The sequence below is a fragment of the Flavobacterium sp. GNP011 genome, from assembly GCF_056428925.1.
Map to the genome: position 1 here is coordinate 463,273 of NZ_JBWJVJ010000001.1, position 20,033 is coordinate 483,305.

General features: G+C 36.8%; 10 protein-coding genes. 8 read left to right on the forward strand and 2 right to left on the reverse strand.

From position 1 onward, the window contains the following. The first annotated feature begins 2 nt into the window (after positions 1 to 2). The 5 genes from AC061E_RS02020 (at position 3) to AC061E_RS02040 (ending at position 8,000) form a co-directional block, all read left to right on the forward strand. Positions 3 to 2,417: a ribonucleoside-diphosphate reductase subunit alpha gene (locus AC061E_RS02020; protein WP_478284769.1), complete on the forward strand. Its 2,415-nt coding sequence runs from the start codon at positions 3 to 5 to the stop codon at positions 2,415 to 2,417. 75 nt (positions 2,418 to 2,492) lie between these two features. Beyond that, positions 2,493 to 2,963, forward strand: coding sequence for an RDD family protein (locus AC061E_RS02025; protein WP_478284770.1), 471 nt, complete (start codon positions 2,493 to 2,495; stop codon positions 2,961 to 2,963). 365 nt (positions 2,964 to 3,328) lie between these two features. After that, positions 3,329 to 3,796: an RDD family protein gene (locus AC061E_RS02030; protein WP_478284771.1), complete on the forward strand. Its 468-nt coding sequence runs from the start codon at positions 3,329 to 3,331 to the stop codon at positions 3,794 to 3,796. Between the two features lie 118 nt (positions 3,797 to 3,914). Further along, complete coding sequence (gene dgt / locus AC061E_RS02035) at positions 3,915 to 5,258, forward strand: dGTP triphosphohydrolase (protein ID WP_478284863.1); 1,344 nt, start codon at positions 3,915 to 3,917, stop codon at positions 5,256 to 5,258. An 81-nt stretch (positions 5,259 to 5,339) separates the two neighbouring features. After that, a complete protein-coding gene (locus tag AC061E_RS02040; RefSeq protein WP_478284772.1) occupies positions 5,340 to 8,000 on the forward strand; it encodes a T9SS-dependent M36 family metallopeptidase in 2,661 nt (886 codons plus the stop codon). A 55-nt stretch (positions 8,001 to 8,055) separates the two neighbouring features. Here the strand turns inward: AC061E_RS02040 and AC061E_RS02045 are convergent, their stop codons facing one another. Both AC061E_RS02045 and AC061E_RS02050 read right to left on the reverse strand, forming a co-directional pair. After that, a complete protein-coding gene (locus AC061E_RS02045) occupies positions 8,056 to 9,087 on the reverse strand; it encodes a DUF3078 domain-containing protein (RefSeq protein ID WP_478284773.1) in 1,032 nt (343 codons plus the stop codon). A gap of 21 nt (positions 9,088 to 9,108) precedes the next feature. Continuing rightward, positions 9,109 to 10,890 carry a 1-deoxy-D-xylulose-5-phosphate synthase gene (locus tag AC061E_RS02050; RefSeq protein WP_478284774.1) on the reverse strand — a complete coding sequence of 594 codons (1,782 nt, stop codon included), beginning with the start codon at positions 10,888 to 10,890 and terminating at the stop codon, positions 9,109 to 9,111. An 83-nt stretch (positions 10,891 to 10,973) separates the two neighbouring features. Here AC061E_RS02050 and AC061E_RS02055 point away from each other — a divergent pair, with 83 nt between their 5' ends. The 3 genes from AC061E_RS02055 (at position 10,974) to pbpC (ending at position 20,032) form a co-directional block, all read left to right on the forward strand. Next, positions 10,974 to 11,417: a nucleoside deaminase gene (locus AC061E_RS02055; protein ID WP_221917914.1), complete on the forward strand. Its 444-nt coding sequence runs from the start codon at positions 10,974 to 10,976 to the stop codon at positions 11,415 to 11,417. Between the two features lie 273 nt (positions 11,418 to 11,690). Then, complete coding sequence (locus AC061E_RS02060; RefSeq protein ID WP_478284775.1) at positions 11,691 to 17,360, forward strand: alpha-2-macroglobulin family protein; 5,670 nt, start codon at positions 11,691 to 11,693, stop codon at positions 17,358 to 17,360. Positions 17,361 to 17,656: 296 nt separating this feature from the next. Next, positions 17,657 to 20,032 (forward strand): penicillin-binding protein 1C, encoded by a 2,376-nt coding sequence (gene pbpC, locus AC061E_RS02065; RefSeq protein ID WP_478284776.1) that lies wholly within the window; start codon positions 17,657 to 17,659, stop codon positions 20,030 to 20,032. The last annotated feature ends 1 nt before the right edge of the window (position 20,033 follow it).

Sequence of the window (20,033 nt, forward strand, 5' to 3'; positions counted from 1 at the left end):
GTATGTACGTAGTAAAAAGAGACGGGCACAAAGAGCCAGTGATGTTTGACAAAATCACAGATAGGATTAAAAAACTATGCTATGGTTTGAATGATTTAGTAGATGCTGTAAAAGTAGCAATGCGTGTTATTGAAGGGCTTTATGATGGGGTTTCAACATCAGAATTAGATAATCTTGCTGCTGAAACAGCTGCCTCAATGACTATTGCGCACCCAGATTACGCGCAGTTGGCCGCTCGTATTGCGATCTCAAATTTACATTCGAATACTAAGAAATCATTCTCTGAGACGATGAATGATATGTTTCATTATGTAAACCCAAGAAATGGGCAATACGCTCCATTATTGTCTGAGGAAGTACATAAAGTGATTATGGAAAATTCAGAGTTTTTAGACTCGCACATTATATACAACAGAGATTTCAACTACGATTATTTTGGTTTTAAAACACTAGAAAGATCGTATTTGCTTAAAATAAATGGTAAAATTGTAGAGCGTCCGCAGCATATGTTGATGCGTGTATCTGTTGGGATTCACTTAGATGATTTGAAATCGGTTATTGAAACCTACGACTTAATGTCGAAAAAATTCTTTACTCACGCTACGCCTACCTTATTTAATGCGGGTACGCCAAAACCTCAGATGTCGAGCTGTTTCCTATTGGCGATGCAAGATGACAGTATTGATGGTATTTACGATACGTTGAAACAAACGGCTAAAATTTCGCAATCAGCAGGAGGAATTGGACTTTCAATTCACAACGTGAGAGCTACAGGATCATATATTCGTGGGACTAACGGAACTTCAAACGGAATTGTTCCGATGTTGCGCGTGTTCAATGATACGGCGCGTTACGTAGATCAAGGTGGAGGAAAACGTAAAGGAAGTTTTGCGATTTATATAGAAACTTGGCATGCGGATATTTTTGATTTCCTAGACTTGAAAAAGAATACCGGAAAAGAAGAAATGCGTGCAAGAGATTTGTTTTTTGCGATGTGGACTTCGGATTTATTCATGAAACGTGTGCAAGAAGATGGATTATGGACCTTAATGTGTCCAAACGAATGTCCGGGCTTGTATGATGTGCATGGAGAAGAGTTTGAAAAAATGTACACTGATTATGAAAAAGCAGGTAAAGGTAGAAAAACCATCAAAGCGCATGAATTGTGGGAGAAAATCCTAGAGTCGCAAATTGAGACTGGAACGCCTTACATGTTGTATAAAGATGCAGCCAACCGCAAATCAAACCAAAAAAATCTAGGTACTATTCGTTCGTCGAATTTGTGTACCGAGATTATGGAGTTTACTTCAAAAGATGAAATTGCTGTATGTAATTTGGCTTCATTGTCATTGCCAATGTTTGTTGAAAACGGAGCATTCAATCACGATTTGTTTTATACCGTAACCAAGCGTGTAACGCGTAACTTAAATAAAGTAATTGATAGGAATTATTATCCGGTTAAAGAAGGAGAGAATTCTAATAAACGCCACCGTCCAATTGGTTTAGGTGTGCAAGGACTTGCAGACGCATTTATCATGTTACGTATGCCGTTTACAAGTGACGAAGCAAAAAAACTGAATCAAGAAATTTTTGAAACCATGTACTTTGCGGCCGTAACAGCATCAATGGAAATGGCTAAAGAAGAAGGACCGTATTCAAGTTATGTTGGATCGCCAATTTCGCAAGGAGAATTTCAGTACAATTTATGGGGATTAACCGATGCTGATTTATCAGGACGTTGGGATTGGGCTTCGCTTCGTAAAGAAGTAATGGAGCATGGTGTTCGTAACTCTTTATTGGTAGCGCCAATGCCAACCGCATCTACATCTCAAATTTTGGGTAACAACGAAGCATTCGAACCGTATACTTCAAATATCTACACCAGACGTGTACTTTCGGGTGAGTTTATTGTAGTAAACAAACACTTGCTTCACGATTTAGTAGAGCGTGGCTTGTGGAACGAAACCCTGAAACAAGAGTTAATGCGTAATAACGGATCCGTTCAAGCACTTGATATTCCTCAGGATTTGAAAGAATTGTACAAAACCGTTTGGGAAATGTCTATGAAAGATATTATTGATATGTCTCGCCAGCGCGGGTATTTTGTAGATCAGTCGCAATCGTTGAACTTGTTCATGCAAAATGCTAATTATGCTAAATTAACTTCCATGCACTTTTATGCTTGGCAATCAGGTCTTAAAACTGGAATGTATTATTTAAGAACAAAAGCTGCCGTTGATGCTATTAAATTTACATTAAACAACGATAAAAAAGCAGAACCTATTGTTATTAAAGAACAACCCATTGCTATCCCGGTTGTAGCAGAACCTGTAGAAATGACTGCAGCTGAATATAGAGCCATGATCGAACTAGCCAAAAATGCTGGTCCAGAAGATTGTGAAATGTGTGGATCATAAATAAAAAAAAGAGTATTTAATATTTATAAAAACAGCTATCATTTTTGGTAGCTGTTTTTTAGTTTTAGAAAAAAAATGGAAAATAATTACCTAATCCCTTCATTTATTTTAGCATCTAAAAATATTAGGATCGTTAATTTTGTGATTGATTTACTTTTTTTGCAGTTGATTAAGTTTTTGATTTATCTCGTTGCGGTTTTTATTCCGTTTGGCGATGGTTCACTACTCAATTGGTTTTCATCGTTCAGTAAAGCTGAGAATTATATCTTTTTTTCTATTTTGATGTTCGTTTATTATTCGACTTTTGAATTTTTTACATCTAAAACTTTAGCAAAGTTTATCACCAAAACAGTAGTTGTTCTCGAAGATGGTTCAAAGCCAGAGTTACTTACGATTTTTGGTAGAAGTTTATTGCGATTAGTTCCATTTGAATATTTCACATTTTTAAGAGGTAGAAGTTTAGGAATGCACGATAACTATTCAAATACTTTTGTCGTTTCTGAAAAAAAGTTACTCGAAAGCAAAGAGCAATTTTATCAAACATAAAGCCGGATAATTTAAGCGCGGATCTTGACTTCATTTCTGGAGCTATTTCCTGCTATTCGTTACAATCTTATACGCCATCCCGAGGTTTCGGGACCGGCTTATAAGGATTTCCACTGCTATCAGGGCTAGGAATTGAGTATTTTGAAAAGGCATTTGGTAGTTTCAGTGATACGTATTCTTAGTTGCAGTTGCGCAAGAGGATTGGTTTTAGAACCTTAAAGTGCGAATTTCGAAACACTCTCCTAAAATAGTGTAACTCCAGGAGTCGTAGGTGGGTGTAACTTTGTAGATATGCAAGATGCAAATAACTACAAGACTGCTACATTACTTTACGAAGTAGCAAAACACCCTAAAAAAAAATAAAAATGGAAACTACAGCATTAACTATTTCGGCGGATTTATTAGCTTCCAAAACCAAGCGATTTTTAAACTTGCTCATTGATTTGTTTATTGTTTACTTGTTCACCATAGGGATTGGGGCGCTCATAAACGGGATAGGAGTTGTAACAGGGAATTATCAAGTTGCAGATTGGATTATCAATTTATCACCCACAGAAAACGCTTTGTTTGGAATGATAGTGATGTTTTTTTACTATTTCATTATGGAGTTCTATTTGTCTAGAACTTTTGGGAAATACTTCACTAAAACGCTAGTTGTAAAACCTAATGGCAGTAAACCAAACCTAAAAAGTACACTCATCAGAACTTTAGTACGATTCATTCCTATTGAAATCGTTTCCTTTTTAAACAACAATTCAATAGGTTGGCATGATACATTATCAGTAACCTATGTGGTCAATAAGCATGAATTTTTAGCAAAAGCGAGATTGTAAACGGCTAATCTTGTTTTGGTTCATATAAGCGGTCATTTTAGACCGCTTTTTTTGTTTCTGCTGGGTTCTTTTTCTTTATATTCGCTCCTTTAAAACTAGAAAATTACAAAAAGCAATGATGAACTGGGAACAACTTTTATCACTTAAACGTCAAGGCGACAAAGGCAAACGATTGCGTGTAGAACAAGACGATACCCGTTTGGGATTTGAAGTAGATTATGATCGAATCATTTTTTCTTCGGCGTTTAGAAGTTTACAAGATAAAACACAAGTTATTCCATTATCCAAAACAGATTTTGTGCATACCAGATTAACACATAGTCTGGAAGTATCCGTTGTTGGCCGTTCTTTGGGTCGTTTGGTAGGAAAAAAAATCATCGCAAAATACCCGCATTTAAAAGAAGTACACGGTTATCACATGAATGATTTTGGGGCAATTGTGGCTGCAGCTTCATTAGCACACGATATTGGGAATCCGCCTTTTGGACATTCGGGTGAAAAAGCCATAGGAGAGTATTTTTCGATAGGAAACGGACAAAAATACAAAGACCAACTTACCGCAAAAGAGTGGCAAGATTTAATTGATTTTGAAGGTAATGCCAATGGTTTTTCGGTACTTACCGCAAGCAGACCCGGAATAGAAGGAGGACTTCGTATTTCGTATGCAACTCTTGGAGCTTTTATGAAATATCCAAAAGAGAGTTTGCCTAAAAAACCAACCAAAAATATTGCCGATAAAAAATATGGTTTTTTTCAAACAGACAAAGCTTTCTTTCAAGAGGTAGCACATGACATGGGTTTGATTCCGAATAAATCAGGAGAACATGTTGGTTTTGAACGCCATCCCTTGGCGTATCTCGTTGAGGCTGCAGATGATATTTGTTACACCATCATTGATTTTGAGGACGGAATGAATCTTGGTTTGGTTTCGGAGGATTTTGCATTGGAATACCTGATAAAATTAGTTAAAGACAGTATTGACACTTCCAAGTACAAAACCCTTGAGACCAAAGAAGACCGAATTAGTTATTTGCGTGCCTTAGCAATAGGAAGTTTAATTAGCGATGCTGTCAAGGTTTTTGTTGAAAATGAAGAGCTCATTTTGCAAGGAAAATTCCCTTATGCCTTAATGGATAAAAGTAAGTACAAAGCTCAGATGGATGATATTATCAAGATCAGTGTCGAGAAAATCTACCAAAGTCGTGAGGTAATTGAAAAAGAAATTGTAGGCTATCAAATCATACAAACCTTATTGGATAAATTTATTATCGCATTTGATAATAATTATAATGGTGTAGCCTCTAATTATGATAGCTTAATTTTAAAGATGTTACCAGAAAAGCATCAGTTAGAAAAAGACAATTTATACGGTCGTTTGTTACATATTTGTCATTTTATTTCCTTGTTAACTGATGGAAATGCATTGTTGTTCTATAAAACAATAACCGCTGCTAAAAGTTAAAATTCAAAGAATAAAGGGTTTAATTGTCGAAATTTAAATTATAATATTTAGTTTTGCATTTATAACTAATTACGTGATTTTATGAAAAAAAATTTACTTTATTTAATTTGTTTGGTGTCTTTTGTTGGTTTTTCACAATCAAACAACCAAATAATTCAAAATTACTTAAAAAATCCCGCCTCCCGAACAACGTTGTCTAATTCAGATTTTAATGACTGGGCCATTCAAAGTGAAGGAGGTACTACAACTTCTGGAATAGAGAATTGTTATGTGGTGCAGCGTTATCAAGGAATAGAGATTTTTAGAGCAGTTTCTAATTTCTCAATAAAGAATAAACAAGTAATAGATGTTAATAGCAGGATAGTTGCTAATGTGTCAAAAAAAGTTAATGCGACAACACCTAAACTATCGGTAACAGATGCTCTTGTAAAAGCATATTTCCAATTAGGTATAATAGCTAAAGATAAATTTAACATACTAGAAACCGTTGGGACAAATAAGTTTAAAGTTAGTAACGGTATTGGAATAACAGAACCGGTTACAGCAAATTTAGTGTATCATCAAGAAATAAATGGAGACCTAAAATTAGCTTGGGATTTCAATATTCATACTAATCAGCATGATCATTTATGGAGCGTTAGAATAGATGCGATTACTGGTGTATTATTAGAAAAAAATGATCTTGTAATTTCTTGTAATTTTCATAAAGGTCAAGTATTTGCCTCTGACAATAGCTCGATAATAAAATACAATGGGATTCCTTCTAAACAATTATATACTAAGTTAAGTTCTGAAACATCAGTAGGTACATATCGTGTAATACCATTTAATATTACAAGTCCAAGTCATGGAGGGTTTGAGCTTATCTCTAATCCTGCTAACAGTACAGCATCTCCATTCGGCTGGCATGATACTGATGGTGTTGCTGGTGCTGAATACACTATAACAAGAGGAAACAATGTTTGGGCTAAGGATGATTTCATGGGGTCGAATGATGATACAGGTCTTAGTCCTGATGGTGGTTCATCATTGGTATTTGATTTTCCATATGGTGGTACAACCGTTAATGCATCCACATATATAGACGCAGCAAATACCAATTTATTTTACATGAATAATGTTATGCATGATGTTTGGTATCAATATGGATTTGATGAACTGAGCGGTAACTTTCAACAGAGTAATTATGACCGTGGTGGTTCAGGAGATGACTACGTAAATGCGGAAGCACAAGATGGCTCCTTAGCTGCAACAATGAGTTTAAATAATGCTAATTTTTCTACACCTGTAGATGGGAATAGAGGTAGAATGCAAATGTTTTTATGGAATAGAGGTCCTGAAATCAAACCCTTAATCGTAACTTCTCCGGAAAGTATTGCCGGAAATTATGTAGCAAGCCAAAACTCTTTTAGTCCTGGTCGGGTTGATTTGCCTGTTTCTCCGCAGTTTTTGCAATCTGATTTGGTATTATATTTAGATAATTCTGGGGGTACATCTGAAGCTTGTTCAGCTCCGTTGAATAGAGCTGCTTTAAATGGAAAAATTGTAGTAGTTAGACGTGGAAATTGTAATTTTGCAGTAAAGGTCAAAGCAGCCCAAAACGCTGGTGCTATTGCTGTAATTGTTGTAAATAATACTGACACTGAATTATCAATGTCGGGTTCTGATGCGACAATTACTATACCTGCTATAAGTGTAAGTAGTTCTTTAGGTGATAACTTGATTACAGAAATGGGTTTAGGTCCTGTAAATGTAAAAATTCAGCTTCAATCTGTGCCATTTCTAAATTCTGATGGTGATTTCGATAATGGAATTATAGCTCACGAGTATGGTCATGGAATTTCTACTCGTTTAGCTGGTGGACGAAACAATTCAAGTTGTTTGAATAATGCAGATCAAATGGGTGAAGGTTGGTCAGATTGGTTTGCTTTAATGATGCAGCTTAAACCTGGAGATTTTGGTCAAGCTAAAAGAGGAATTGGTACTTTTGTTTCTTCTCAGCCTAATGACGGTGTTGGGATTAGGACTTATCCTTATTCGACAGATAGAGACACAAATCCAATGACATATATCTCTACTAATTTTTTTCAATCTGTAGGAACGAACGGTATTGAAGGAACTTCTGTCCATGGAGTCGGTTCAGTTTGGGCTACAATGTTATGGGATTTAACTTGGGCATACATTAACAAATATGGTTATGATAACAACAAATACACAGGTAATGGCGGAAACAACAAGGTAATGCGAATCGTCTTAGATGGGATAAAATTACAGCCTTGTAGTCCAACATTTGTTGATGCAAGAAATGCAATTATTGCCGCTGATCAAGCTAGTACTGGCGGAAAAGATTTTTGCATGATATGGGAAGTATTCGCCTCAAGAGGATTAGGAGCAAATGCATCAGCAGGAGGAAGGAACATTGGAAATGATCAAGTAGAAGATTTCACAGTTCCAGCTGCAGGAGCAAATTGTACATTAAGCACATTAGATATTGATGACGAGAATGTTATGCGTGTTTATCCAAATCCATCAAATGGAAATGTAACAGTGCGAATAAACAATTATAATGGACAAGTAGCTGTGAAAGTGATAGATATCAATGGTAGATTAGTGTATACGGCTAGTAAGGTAACATTCAATAATGAGAAATCATTTGATTTAAGTCAACTTAGTGCTGGTATATACATGATTGATATTACTGGAGAAGGATTAAAATATGTAGAGAAAATAATATTAAACTAAAAGTAATTACTTAAATAAAAAGTCCTGATAAATTTTTCTTATCAGGATTTTTTATTTAAAATGCATATTCAATTCCTACTCCAATTGCTTGGCGTAGTTGTGTTTTAGGACCCTCGGTGACTTGTATTCCTTCAATTTCTCGTTTCGATTTGATATCGTCATCATAAATTACGTGAGCACCAATATTTGCTTTTACATATTGATTAACCACGAGTTCAACTTGTAGATCACAATCTATATCGATATTGCCAAAACGATTGATGTAATCGGAGTATAGGGTTAGTCTGTTTTCTAAATTGATGTTTTTAAATACCTCTTTTTTGTATTTATTGGTAATCAGAAAACCCAATTCCATCTTAGCTCTCTCTCCCTCAGTAATTAAATTTCCATCTACGTCATAGGTAGCTTTCGCAACCCCAAAAGCACCTTGGTTCGCTAATCTTTGATCAAGAACAAGGGTGGTTTTAAAAGTAAATGGAGAGATGTAAAGAGTTCTCTTTTTTTCTTTATCAATATTTTCGGCTCCTATTCCCATAAAGATATACGCTGGAGCGAACGGTTTTGATATGGCATTTTCGGTATTTGGATAAGCAAAACCATTTGTAAATTGGGTGTTAAAATTAAATTTTGCAGAATGAAACCAATTAGAGAGTGTGTCTCTACGGTATCCAAAGGTAGAATTCAGCTGAATAGCGTCTTCTGTTTTTCGAATGGCCACACCATCTTGTTTGTTTAAGCCATATTTTATAATGAGTTCATTTGACCAGTTGTAGTTATCACGGGAATAATTTCTATGAAATTTACCTTTAAGTAATCCAGATATTGAGCTTGTTCCCCCAGCAGACCAGTTTACAAAGGCTACTTCAGAAATATCAAAACCCAAACTATTTTTTTTACTCCAGTACGAAAAAGGCAATAAATGTGTTTTAGTTCTTATTTTAAGCGGTATGCGTTCCATCTTATCTGTTTTTGTTAATGCAGTTACAGGAGCTAGGGAATACATTTTATTATTTTGAATGGTGTCTTGTGAAAAACTTAATTGCGATATTGCAAACACAAAGAATATAAGGTATCGTAATGAATTCATTTGAAGCAGGGGTTTTAGGAATTAATAATTCGAAAAAAGTTTTTCAAGACTAGAAACGTCAATTTTACAATATTGTTGTAATTCCGTCACGGTTCCATGTTCTATAAATTCATCCGGTATTCCTAGAACAGTAATTTGTGACTTGTAATTATTGTTGGCTGCAAATTCAATTACAGCACTACCAAATCCTCCTTTTACAGTGCCGTCTTCAAGGGTAATGATAGAGTCAAATTGACTGAAAATTTGGTGTAAACTTTTTTCGTCTAATGGTTTTACAAAAGGAAAATCATAGTGGGCAATGGTATTTGTTTTTTTTATTTTGGCTAGAGCCAAAGTAACATTATTACCAATAGTACCATTAGATAAAACCGCTACTCGAGTTCCTGATACAAGACAGCTGCTTACGCCAATGGGTATAACATCATAATGACCCAGATATTTTTCTTTCCAGTTATTTATTATACCCCGACCTCTCGGATACCGAATGGCTATAGGATGGTCAAGACCTAGTTGGGCAGTATATAAAATATTTTGAAGTTCAATTTCATTCCTTGGAGCATAAATAACTAGGTTAGGAATGCAACGCAGGTACGCTAGATCAAAAACTCCGTGATGCGTGGCGCCATCTTCGCCCACTAAACCGGCTCGGTCCAAACAAAAAATTACTGGAAGATTTTGCAATGCTACATCATGAATAATTTGGTCATAAGCTCTTTGTAAAAATGTCGAGTAAATGTTGCAATAAACAATCATGCCTTGTGTTGCCATTCCGGCGGCCAAAGTCACTGCATGCTGTTCTGCAATACCTACATCAAAAGCACGTTCTGGAAACGCATCCATCATAAATTTCAGGGAACTACCAGAGGGCATTGCAGGCGTGATTCCTATTATCTTTTCGTTTTTTCGAGCCAAGTCTAAAACGGTCAAGCCAAAAACATCTTGGTATTTTGGAGGTAAATTTTCTTCTTGTTTTGAAATGATTTCTCCAGTTGAGGCATCAAATTTTCCAGGAGCGTGGTATTTTACTTGATCCTCTTCGGCTTGTTGCAGTCCTTTTCCTTTTGTGGTAATTAAATGTAAAAATTTAGGACCTTTGATCTTTTGCAAACGCTTCAATTCTTTGATTACAGCAAAAATATCATGACCGTCAATAGGACCCGAATAATCAAAGTTCAAAGACTTAATCATGTTGTTTTGCCTTGGGTTTTTTCCCTCTTTTACAGCAGTGAGGTATTGTTTCAAGGCGCCCACGCTAGGATCAATCCCAATAGCGTTATCATTGAGAATTACAAGTAAATTGGCATCAGTAACTCCCGCGTGATTCAACCCTTCAAAAGCCATTCCTGAGGCAATAGAAGCGTCACCAATAATAGCAATGTGATGTTTGTTGAAATCGCCTTTCAAATTTGAAGCAATTGCCATTCCAAGTGCCGCCGAAATAGAAGTTGAGGAATGACCTACTCCAAAGGTGTCATAATTGCTTTCACTTCTTTTTGGAAATCCAGAAATACCGCCGAGTTGACGATTGGTATGAAAATTTTCTCTTCGGCCGGTCAGGATTTTATGTCCATAGGCTTGATGGCCCACATCCCAAATCAATAAATCATTTGGGGTGTCAAAAACATAATGCAAGGCAATTGTCAATTCAATAACACCTAGGCTTGCGCCAAGATGACCTTCTTTTACGGCTACAATATCGATAATAAAATTGCGTAATTCTTGGGCTACTTGAGGAAGTTGCGCTTCGACAAGCAAGCGTAAATCGGTTGGGTTATTGATGTTTGAAAGTAAACTGTTTTTCATTGTTTTATAAAAAGCAAATTTACGATTTTGTTTTCTATTTTTGTATTTAACTTAATTATTCCCCTTTTGGGGTTAGGGAGCATATGATAAACCCATTCACCGACGAATATTTCATGAAAAAAGCTTTGCAAGAAGCTGAAATGGCTTTTGAAAAAGGCGAAATTCCTGTTGGAGCCCTAATTGTTATTGATAACAAAGTCATTGCTCGAAGTCATAATTTAACCGAATTACTTCATGATGTGACAGCACATGCCGAAATGCAATCTATCACTGCTGCTGCAAATTATCTAGGCGGAAAATATTTAACAGGTTGTACACTTTATGTAACACTCGAGCCTTGCCAGATGTGTGCCGGCGCTTTGTATTGGAGCCAAATTTCTAAAATTGTTTTTGGCGCTCGTGATGAACAACGCGGTTTTATTACTCTAGGAACAAAACTACATCCTAAAACTACTGTTGTACAAGGAATCATGGCTAATGAAGCCGCTGATTTAATGAAACGATTTTTTGCTGTGAGAAGAAAGTAGAGTATTCAAGATATTTTGTAGCCCAGATAGAAGTGGAAATCCTTATGTGCCAATCCCGAAACTTCGGGACGGCACATAAGATTGTAACGAATAGCTGGAAAAAGCTCCTGAAAAATACCTTTAAAAAATAATTTCCTCTCAAAGAATTTTCTTCTTAAAATAACAAATTAATTATTCTACATTTACTACAATATTACGGTAACTATCTAGTTATTGTGTTACTTGTGAGATGTTGCAATAATTTAATTTATAACCCATTAACTCTAGCTAAAAGTGAAAACAAAAGGATTAATTTACGTGTTTTGTGTGTTTTTTTTGTTTCAAGCGTGTGGTAGAAAATCTGCCGCCGATTTTAATTCAGATTTTTCACTATTCAAAGAGTTTATCGTCAGTTTTACGGGAGGAATTGTCTCTTCAGAATCGGATATTAGGGTAGTTTTGGCTTTTGATAAAAAAGAATGGAAAGTCAATGAGGTTTTAGATAACGATTTGTTTACGATTTCTCCAAGTGTAGACGGAAAAGTAATTGCGCTTTCGAGCAATACGATTGCTTTTGTTCCTGAAAAAAAGCTGGAATCAGGTACGGAATATCAAGTGACTTTGCATTTGGATCAACTGAATCCAAAGGTTACCGAAAAAGATAAAACACTTTCCAATTTTAACTTTACGGTAAAAACGATTAAGCAAGATTTTGTGGTCAACACGCTCGATGTGCAATCCTACAGCCCAGAATACCAATACTTGAATGCAGTACTTAAAACAGCAGACAATATTGATTTGGAAACCGCTAAAAAACTGATTGAAGCTGAACATAATGGAAGCGATTTGAAAATTGTTTTCGAAAAAACGAATGCAGTTGGAAAAGAATTCAAGTTCAGAATTGACAGCATTCAACGATTGGAATCTAAAAGCAATTTGGAGATAAAATACGACGGAAGTGATTTTGATATCGATCAAAAAGGGACTATCGATTTCCCAATCACGTCATTGAAAGAGTTTAAAGTGGTTAAGACCGAAATTCAAGAAGGGGATAGTCAAACCTTGTCTATTAATTTTTCGGAACCCTTAGAAAAAGGACAAGATTTTAAAGGATTAGTCGCCATTCAGAACACCAATAATTTAAAGTTTTCTGCACAAGGAAATGTGTTGAAAGTTTATTTTAGTAATGAAGTACCCGTTCAAAAACCTGTTGAAGTGGCTCCAGAACCAGTTGAACCAGTGGAAGCAGTTGTAACTGTTGATACTTCGGCCGTGGCCGTTGATAGCGCTGTGGTTGAGGAACCCGAAGAAGTTGCTATTGTTGAGCCTGAGCCAGTTGTGGATTTGCAAAAGCTTACCGGAGAACTGTTGTTAGAAGTTTTTCAGGGAATAGAAAGTGAATACGGTGGAAAGTTAAATGAGAATTATACCGAGAAAATATCCTTTGATGAAATAAAGCCAAGCATTCGTTTTATAAAAAACGGAACAATTCTGCCAAGTTCTAATAACTTAAAACTCAATTTTGAGGCTGTAAACCTGAGTGCTGTTGATGTAAAAGTGTATAAAATTTACAAAAACAACATCATGCAATTTTTGCAATACAACGAACTCAATGGCAGTCAAAACCTAAAAAGAGTGGCGCAACCTATTGCCAAATCAACTCTGAATTTAAAAGAAAATACATTACTAAATCTAAGTAAGTGGAACACTTTTGCTTTGGATTTATCTAAAGTTATTACTCCTGAACCAGGTGCGATTTATAGAGTAGAGTTTGTTTACAAGAAAAAATATTCTTTGTACAAATGCGAAACCGCTGATGAGGATACAACCGAAGAGGAAGAAGAGGTTGATGAGAGTGATGTTAATTACAGCGGAAACTCTTACGATGATTATTACTACGATGATTACGAATGGAGAGAAAGTCAGGATCCTTGCTCAAGTTCGTATTTTTATAATGCCAAAATAGCAACTAATATTCTAGCTACTGATTTGGGTGTAATTGCTAAAAGAGGCGAAAACAAATCGTATTTGTTTGCCGTAAATAATATTGTCACCACAGAGCCAGTTTCAAATGCAAGAGTAGATTTGTATACTTTTCAGCAGCAAAAAATAACGACAGGAACTACCAATAGCGATGGAATTGCGACTTTTCAGTTGGATAAATTTGCCTATTTTGCTATTGTAACGCAAGGTACGGAGTCTACTTATGTTAAATTAGACGACGGGAATTCACTGTCAGTGAGTAATTTTAATGTGTCTGGCGAGACTTTACAAAAAGGACTCAAAGGATTCATTTATGGAGAACGAGGCGTTTGGCGTCCTGGGGATAATTTGTATTTGTCTTTCATTTTGAATGATGCTTCGAATAAAATTCCACTAGGACATCCTATCAAATTTAGACTAGCTGATCCAAATGGAAAAGTAACCTATCAAACGGTTCAAAAATCGAATGAATGGAATCATTATGCGTTTACAGTTCCAACAGCAAATGATGCTCCTACTGGAAATTGGGAAGCAATGGTTAGTTTGGGTGGTGCGAAGTTTTATAAAAGTATCAAAATTGAAACGATTAAACCCAATCGTTTGAAAATCAAAAACACGTTCAAACGAGCTATACTTTCTTCGGCTTATCCCAATACGAGCAACCTTGAAGTAGCTTGGCTTCATGGCGCTGTGGCCAAAAATTTGAATGTAGAAATGCAAGCCAAATTTTCGCAACAAATAACGACTTTCAAAAATTATGACAAGTATATTTTTGATGATTTGGTTCGAAAATTCAGCACCGAAGAAGTTACCGTTTTCTCAGGTAAATTAGATGCCACTGGAAAAGCAAATGCTACGATAGACCCGAAAATACAAGGAGAAGCACCTGGAATGTTGAAAGCGTCGTTTATTACCAAAGTGTATGAAGAAGGTGGCGATTTTAGTACTGATGTTATAGCGACGACCTACTCGCCGTACCCTACTTATGTGGGGATTAAGTCACCTGAGCTTAACAAATACGGAATGCTAGAAACCCGTACTACGAACCAATTTGATGTGGTTACGGTCGATGAAAACGGAAGACCAAAGTCGGTTAAAAACCTGGAAGTAAAAGTGTATAAAGTAGAATGGCGCTGGTGGTGGGATGCATCTAGTGATAATTTATCGAATTATAACTCGGATAATGCTACGACTTCGTACAAAACTTTTACAATTAATACCGATGCTAGCGGAAAAGGAAATGTCCGTTTTGCCTTGACGGATGAAGAATGGGGACGTTATATGATTCGGGTTTCTGATGCTGTTGGCGGACACGCAACGGCTTTAACGGTAAATATCGATTGGCCAATGTGGTCTGGAAAAACTAGAAATACGGATGCTGCTACGGCCAATATGTTAGTGTTTTCAACCGATAAGGAGAAGTATGCTGTGGGTGAAAATGCTCAAATTTCGTTCCCATCTAGTGCAGGAGGACGAGCTTTTATTTCTATTGAAAATGGTTCGAAAGTAGTACAAACACTTTGGGCAAAGACCCAAAAAGGAGAAACTAAAGTTACCATTCCGATTACGGCTGCTATGGCTCCAAATGTGTATTTTAATATTACGCTTTTACAACCACACGCTTCCACCAAAAATGATTTGCCAATCCGCATGTATGGAATTGTGCCCATTGAAGTGGTTGATAAAAACACCATTTTAGCTCCCAAATTAGTAATGCCTGATGTGTTGTGTCCAGAGCAATCATTCGCTATAAAAGTGAGTGAACAATCTGGAAAAGCAATGACCTACACCATTGCCATTGTTGATGAAGGATTATTGGATTTAACCCGTTTCAAAGCGCCAAATGCCTGGGATAGTTTCTATGTTCGTGAAGCTTTGGGCGTAAAAACATGGGACATTTACGACGATGTGATTGGAGCGTATGGCGGAAAAGTAAATCAGATTTTCAGTATTGGTGGTGACCAAGATTTGGGTGGTGGAAAAGCCAAAAAAGCCAATCGTTTCAAACCGGTTGTGATTTATATGGGACCTTTTAAATTAGAAAAAGGACAAACGAAAACCCATCAAGTAAAATTACCGAAGTACATTGGTTCAGTGAAAACAATGGTCGTGGCTGGCGATGCAACTTCAAGTGCATATGGAAGTGCCGAAAAAGCAACTCCGGTTCGCAGTCCTTTGATGGTTTTGGCTTCGTTGCCAAGAAAAATTTCTCCATCCGAGAAAGTGACGATTCCAGTTACCATTTTTGCCATGGAAAAAAACATCAAGAATGTAACGGTTCAGATTAAAACGAACAACGGATTAAAAGTTATAGGCATTGCCACTCAAAAATTGTCATTTGCTCAGCCTGACGAAAAAATGGCCTATTTCAATTTGGCCGTAGGTTCTGTAACCGGAATTGGAAAAGTGCAGATCGTTGCGACTTCGGGCAAGGAGAAATCCGTGTATGATGTAGAAATTGACATGACCAATCCGAATCCAGTGACCAATACGTTTACTGATGTGATTCTGGAACCGAATAGTACTAAAACTATTTCGTGGAAAACGTTTGGTGTTTCGGGAAGTAATAAGGCAAAACTGGAGGTTTCCTCGATGCCAACGATCAATTTAAACGGACGATTACAATATCTGATTCAATATCCTCACGGTTGTGTGGAGCAAACGACTTCGTCGGTTTTTCCACAATTGTACTTAAATGATATTGTCGATTTGGATGCTACGCGTCAGCAATTAATTCAAAAAAATGTGACCGCAGGAATTACTCGTTTGGGAGGTTTTCAATTATCGAATGGTGGAATGGCATACTGGCAAGGAGGAACCGTTGCCGATGATTGGGGTTCTTCGTATGCAGGACATTTTATGATTGAAGCTGAGAAAAAAGGGTATTTCTTGCCGATCAATTTCAAATCAAAATGGATTTCGTATCAGCAAAAAGAAGCCAAACAATGGCGATTTATGCCGAGTTATGGAAATGATTTGGCGCAATCGTATCGCTTATACACATTAGCGTTGGCAGGAGCTCCCGATTTGTCTTCGATGAACAGATTGCGCGAAACCAAAGGAATTTCGAACGAAAGTAAATTGCGTTTGGCCTCGGCTTACGTATTGGCAGGACAAAAATCGGCAGGTTTATCGTTGTTGCTGAATACTTCTATAGATGATAATTCGAATTATAATTATTACTATTACGGATCTGCTGATAGGAATCGTGCCATGGCTCTAGAAACATTGTTATTGCTTGGGCAAAAGCAAAAAGCATTTGCAATGGCAACAAAATTGGCCAAAGATATGTCAAGTGACCAATGGATGAGTACGCAAACTACGGCGTATGGATTGTATGCTATGGCTAAATTTTCTGTAAGCAATGGTCCAAAAGGAATCGATGTCCAGTTCAGTAAAGACGGAAAAGCACAATCAGTAAAAACAACAAAAACCATTGCAGACAGAAGTTTAGTTGTCAAAACGGGTTTAAATAGTGTGACTCTAAAAAACAACAGAAAGAATAGATTGTATGTTCGTGTGCTGAATACTGGAATTCTTCCAATTGGACAAGAAAAGGCGATTCAGAGTAATGTTTCGGCTTCGATTGTTTTCAAAAATAGAAAAGGAGGCGTTATCGATGTGTCTAAAATCAATCAAGGAACTGAATTTGTTGCTGAGGTAACAGTGAAAAACCTAAAAAATGAACGTGTAGAAAATGTGGCTTTGTCACAAATTTTGCCTTCTGGTTTCGAAATTGTAAATACTCGTTTCACGGATTATGGAGACGCCACCAATAACGTAGCGGATTATATTGATATTCGCGATGATAGAACTAATTTCTATTTTGGATTGAAAGCTGGAGAAGTAAAAACGTTCAGAATATTGCTGAATGCTTCATATTTGGGAACGTACTATTTACCAGGCTTGCAGTGCGAAGCGATGTATGACAATACGTTTTTGGCCAGAACGAAAGGGTTTTGGGTACAAGTGGTGAAGTAATACTAAATGGAACGCAGATAACACGGATGCAACGGATTTTAAACAGATTGGAATAAGGTGTTTGGCTCAAAAAAATCTGCGTAAATCTGCAAAATCTGCGATAAAATCTGTCATGCAAATAACGCTGATGTAACGGATTTTACAGGGATTTGAATAAGGTATTTGGCTTGTATCAAAATCTGCGTAAATCTGCGAAATCTGCGTGAAAATATGTCACGCAGATAAAACAGTAACTATATGATGTTTTTAAAATCAGTAAAATACTTTGCCATTCTTACGGTTAAATAAAAATCACTTTGAAAAACAAACTAATAGCGTTCCTACAACGCATCATTAATTGGATAAAAACAAATAAAATTAAATCATCAATAGCCTTTTTGCTGTTGGTGGTTTATTATTTTTCGTTGCCACGAACTTTGTTTCAAGAACCTTATTCAACAGTGATTGAAAGTAAAGAAGGAGAATTGCTTGGCGCTAAAATTGCTCTCGATGGGCAATGGCGGTTTCCTGCACAAGACAGCGTTCCCGATAAATTCAAGAAGTGTATCGTTTATTTTGAAGACGAATATTTCTATAAACACCCTGGATTCAATCCAGTGGCCATGGTCAATGCGGTTCAGCAAAACAGAAAAGCAGGCAAAGTCGTTCGTGGAGGAAGTACGCTGACGCAACAAGTCATTCGCTTGTCAAGAAACGGAAAAGGGCGAACCTATTTTGAGAAAATAATCGAACTCATTCTTGCTACGAGATTAGAAATGGGTTATTCTAAAAACGAAATTTTGGAATTGTATGCCGCTCACGCTCCTTTTGGCGGAAATGTGGTAGGTCTCGAAATGGCTTCCTGGCGGTATTTTGGCGTGCAATCCCATCAACTGTCTTGGGCTGAGAGTGCTACTTTGGCCGTTTTGCCAAATGCGCCTAGTTTGATTTATCCCGGAAAAAACCAAATCAAATTATTGAGCAAGCGCAACCGACTTTTGTTGAAATTAAACCAAGAGGGAGTCATTGACAAGCAAACTTACGAGCTTTCGATAGACGAACCGTTGCCTCAAAAACCGTATGATTTACCTCAAATTGCCCCTCATTTATTGCAACGTGTTGCCAAGAATCAAGAAGGGACTCGGGTGAAAACGACAATAGAAATTGGGTTGCAAAATAGAGTCAATCAAATTGCAAAATATTATTACAATCAATACAAGCAAAATGAAGTACATAATTTGGCTATTTTGGTTATCGATGTTTCCAATAGAAAAGTGATGAGCTATTTGGGCAACTCGCCTACGGACGGTAATCATCAAAAAGATGTCGATATTATTGATGCACCAAGAAGTACAGGAAGTATTCTAAAACCGCTCTTATACGCTGGTATGCTAGATGATGGAGAGCTGTTGCCGAATACCTTAGTTGCAGATATCCCGACGCAGATTGCGGGCTATACACCTCAAAATTTCAACCTGACATTTGATGGAGCGGTTCCAGCGCATCGGGCATTAGCGCGATCGTTGAACATCCCTTCTGTATTGATGCTACAGGATTTTGGAGTGAATAAATTTTATGAAGAATTGCAGCGATTCAAATTGCGGGATATTTCAAAACCGCCTGATCATTATGGCTTGTCACTTATTTTGGGTGGTGCCGAAAGTAATTTATGGGATTTGTGTAGAACGTACGCCGGTTTATCTTCGACCTTAAATTATTTCAATAAAAATCAAGGGAATTATAGAGCTAATGAATTTGCTGAACTGAATTACGATGATGATTTTCAAGTTGATTTTGGTGATGAAACCAAGCAAAAGAACATCTTGGGCGCAGGATCGATTTGGCTCACTTATAACGCAATGGAACAAGTCAATCGTCCCGAAGGAGATGAGGCTTGGAAATTCTATGACAGTTCACTAAAAATAGCATGGAAAACGGGAACAAGTTTTGGGAATCGGGATGCTTGGGCGATAGGTACTAATTCAAGATACGTTGTAGGCGTTTGGGTGGGTAATGCAACAGGCGAGGGCAGACCTACCTTGACGGGAGTTACTAGCGCAGCACCGATTTTATTTGATGTTTTTAATTTATTGCCTAGACAACGATGGTTTGATACGCCAATTAAGGATTTAGAAGAAGTTGAGGTGTGTAGTTTGAGTGGTCATTTGGCCAAAGACGGTTGTCCGAAAATAAAACAATTAGTATCGAAGAAAGGAAAAAATACGTCCATTTGTCCGTATCATAAAACGGTACATTTGGATAAATCATTGCAATTTCAAGTGAACAGCAGTTGCGAAAACATAGAAAACATAGTGACCAAAAACTGGTTCGCTTTGCCCCCTGTGATGGCATGGTATTACAAAAGTCAGCATATTGAGTATTTGCCTTTGCCACCGTTTCGAAATGATTGTATGGGAACACAAACGGCTACAATGGATTTTATTTATCCAAAAACCAATAGCAAAATTTATCTTACTAAGAATTTTAATAGCGAAGTTCAGCCCGTGATTTTAAAAGTAGCCCATTCTCAAAGGGATAGTAAACTTTTTTGGTATGTTGATAATGTGTTCAAAGGCAGTACCAAAACCTTCCATGAAATGCCTATTTCGGCAACGACAGGATTTCATTACATCACTGTGGTGGATGAATTTGGAAACGAAATTCGAAGAAAAATAGAAATTGTAAAAGAGTAAA

Bases quoted from the DNA above. Each gene is read 5' to 3' on its own strand.
- AC061E_RS02020 (WP_478284769.1), top strand. From the start codon at position 3: ATGTACGTAGTAAAAAGAGACGGGCACAAAGAGCCAGTGATGTTTGAC.
- AC061E_RS02025 (WP_478284770.1), top strand. From the start codon at position 2,493: ATGGAAAATAATTACCTAATCCCTTCATTTATTTTAGCATCTAAAAAT.
- AC061E_RS02030 (WP_478284771.1), top strand. From the start codon at position 3,329: ATGGAAACTACAGCATTAACTATTTCGGCGGATTTATTAGCTTCCAAA.
- dgt (WP_478284863.1), top strand. From the start codon at position 3,915: ATGAACTGGGAACAACTTTTATCACTTAAACGTCAAGGCGACAAAGGC.
- AC061E_RS02040 (WP_478284772.1), top strand. From the start codon at position 5,340: ATGAAAAAAAATTTACTTTATTTAATTTGTTTGGTGTCTTTTGTTGGT.
- AC061E_RS02045 (WP_478284773.1), bottom strand. From the start codon at position 9,087: ATGAATTCATTACGATACCTTATATTCTTTGTGTTTGCAATATCGCAA.
- AC061E_RS02050 (WP_478284774.1), bottom strand. From the start codon at position 10,890: ATGAAAAACAGTTTACTTTCAAACATCAATAACCCAACCGATTTACGC.
- AC061E_RS02055 (WP_221917914.1), top strand. From the start codon at position 10,974: ATGATAAACCCATTCACCGACGAATATTTCATGAAAAAAGCTTTGCAA.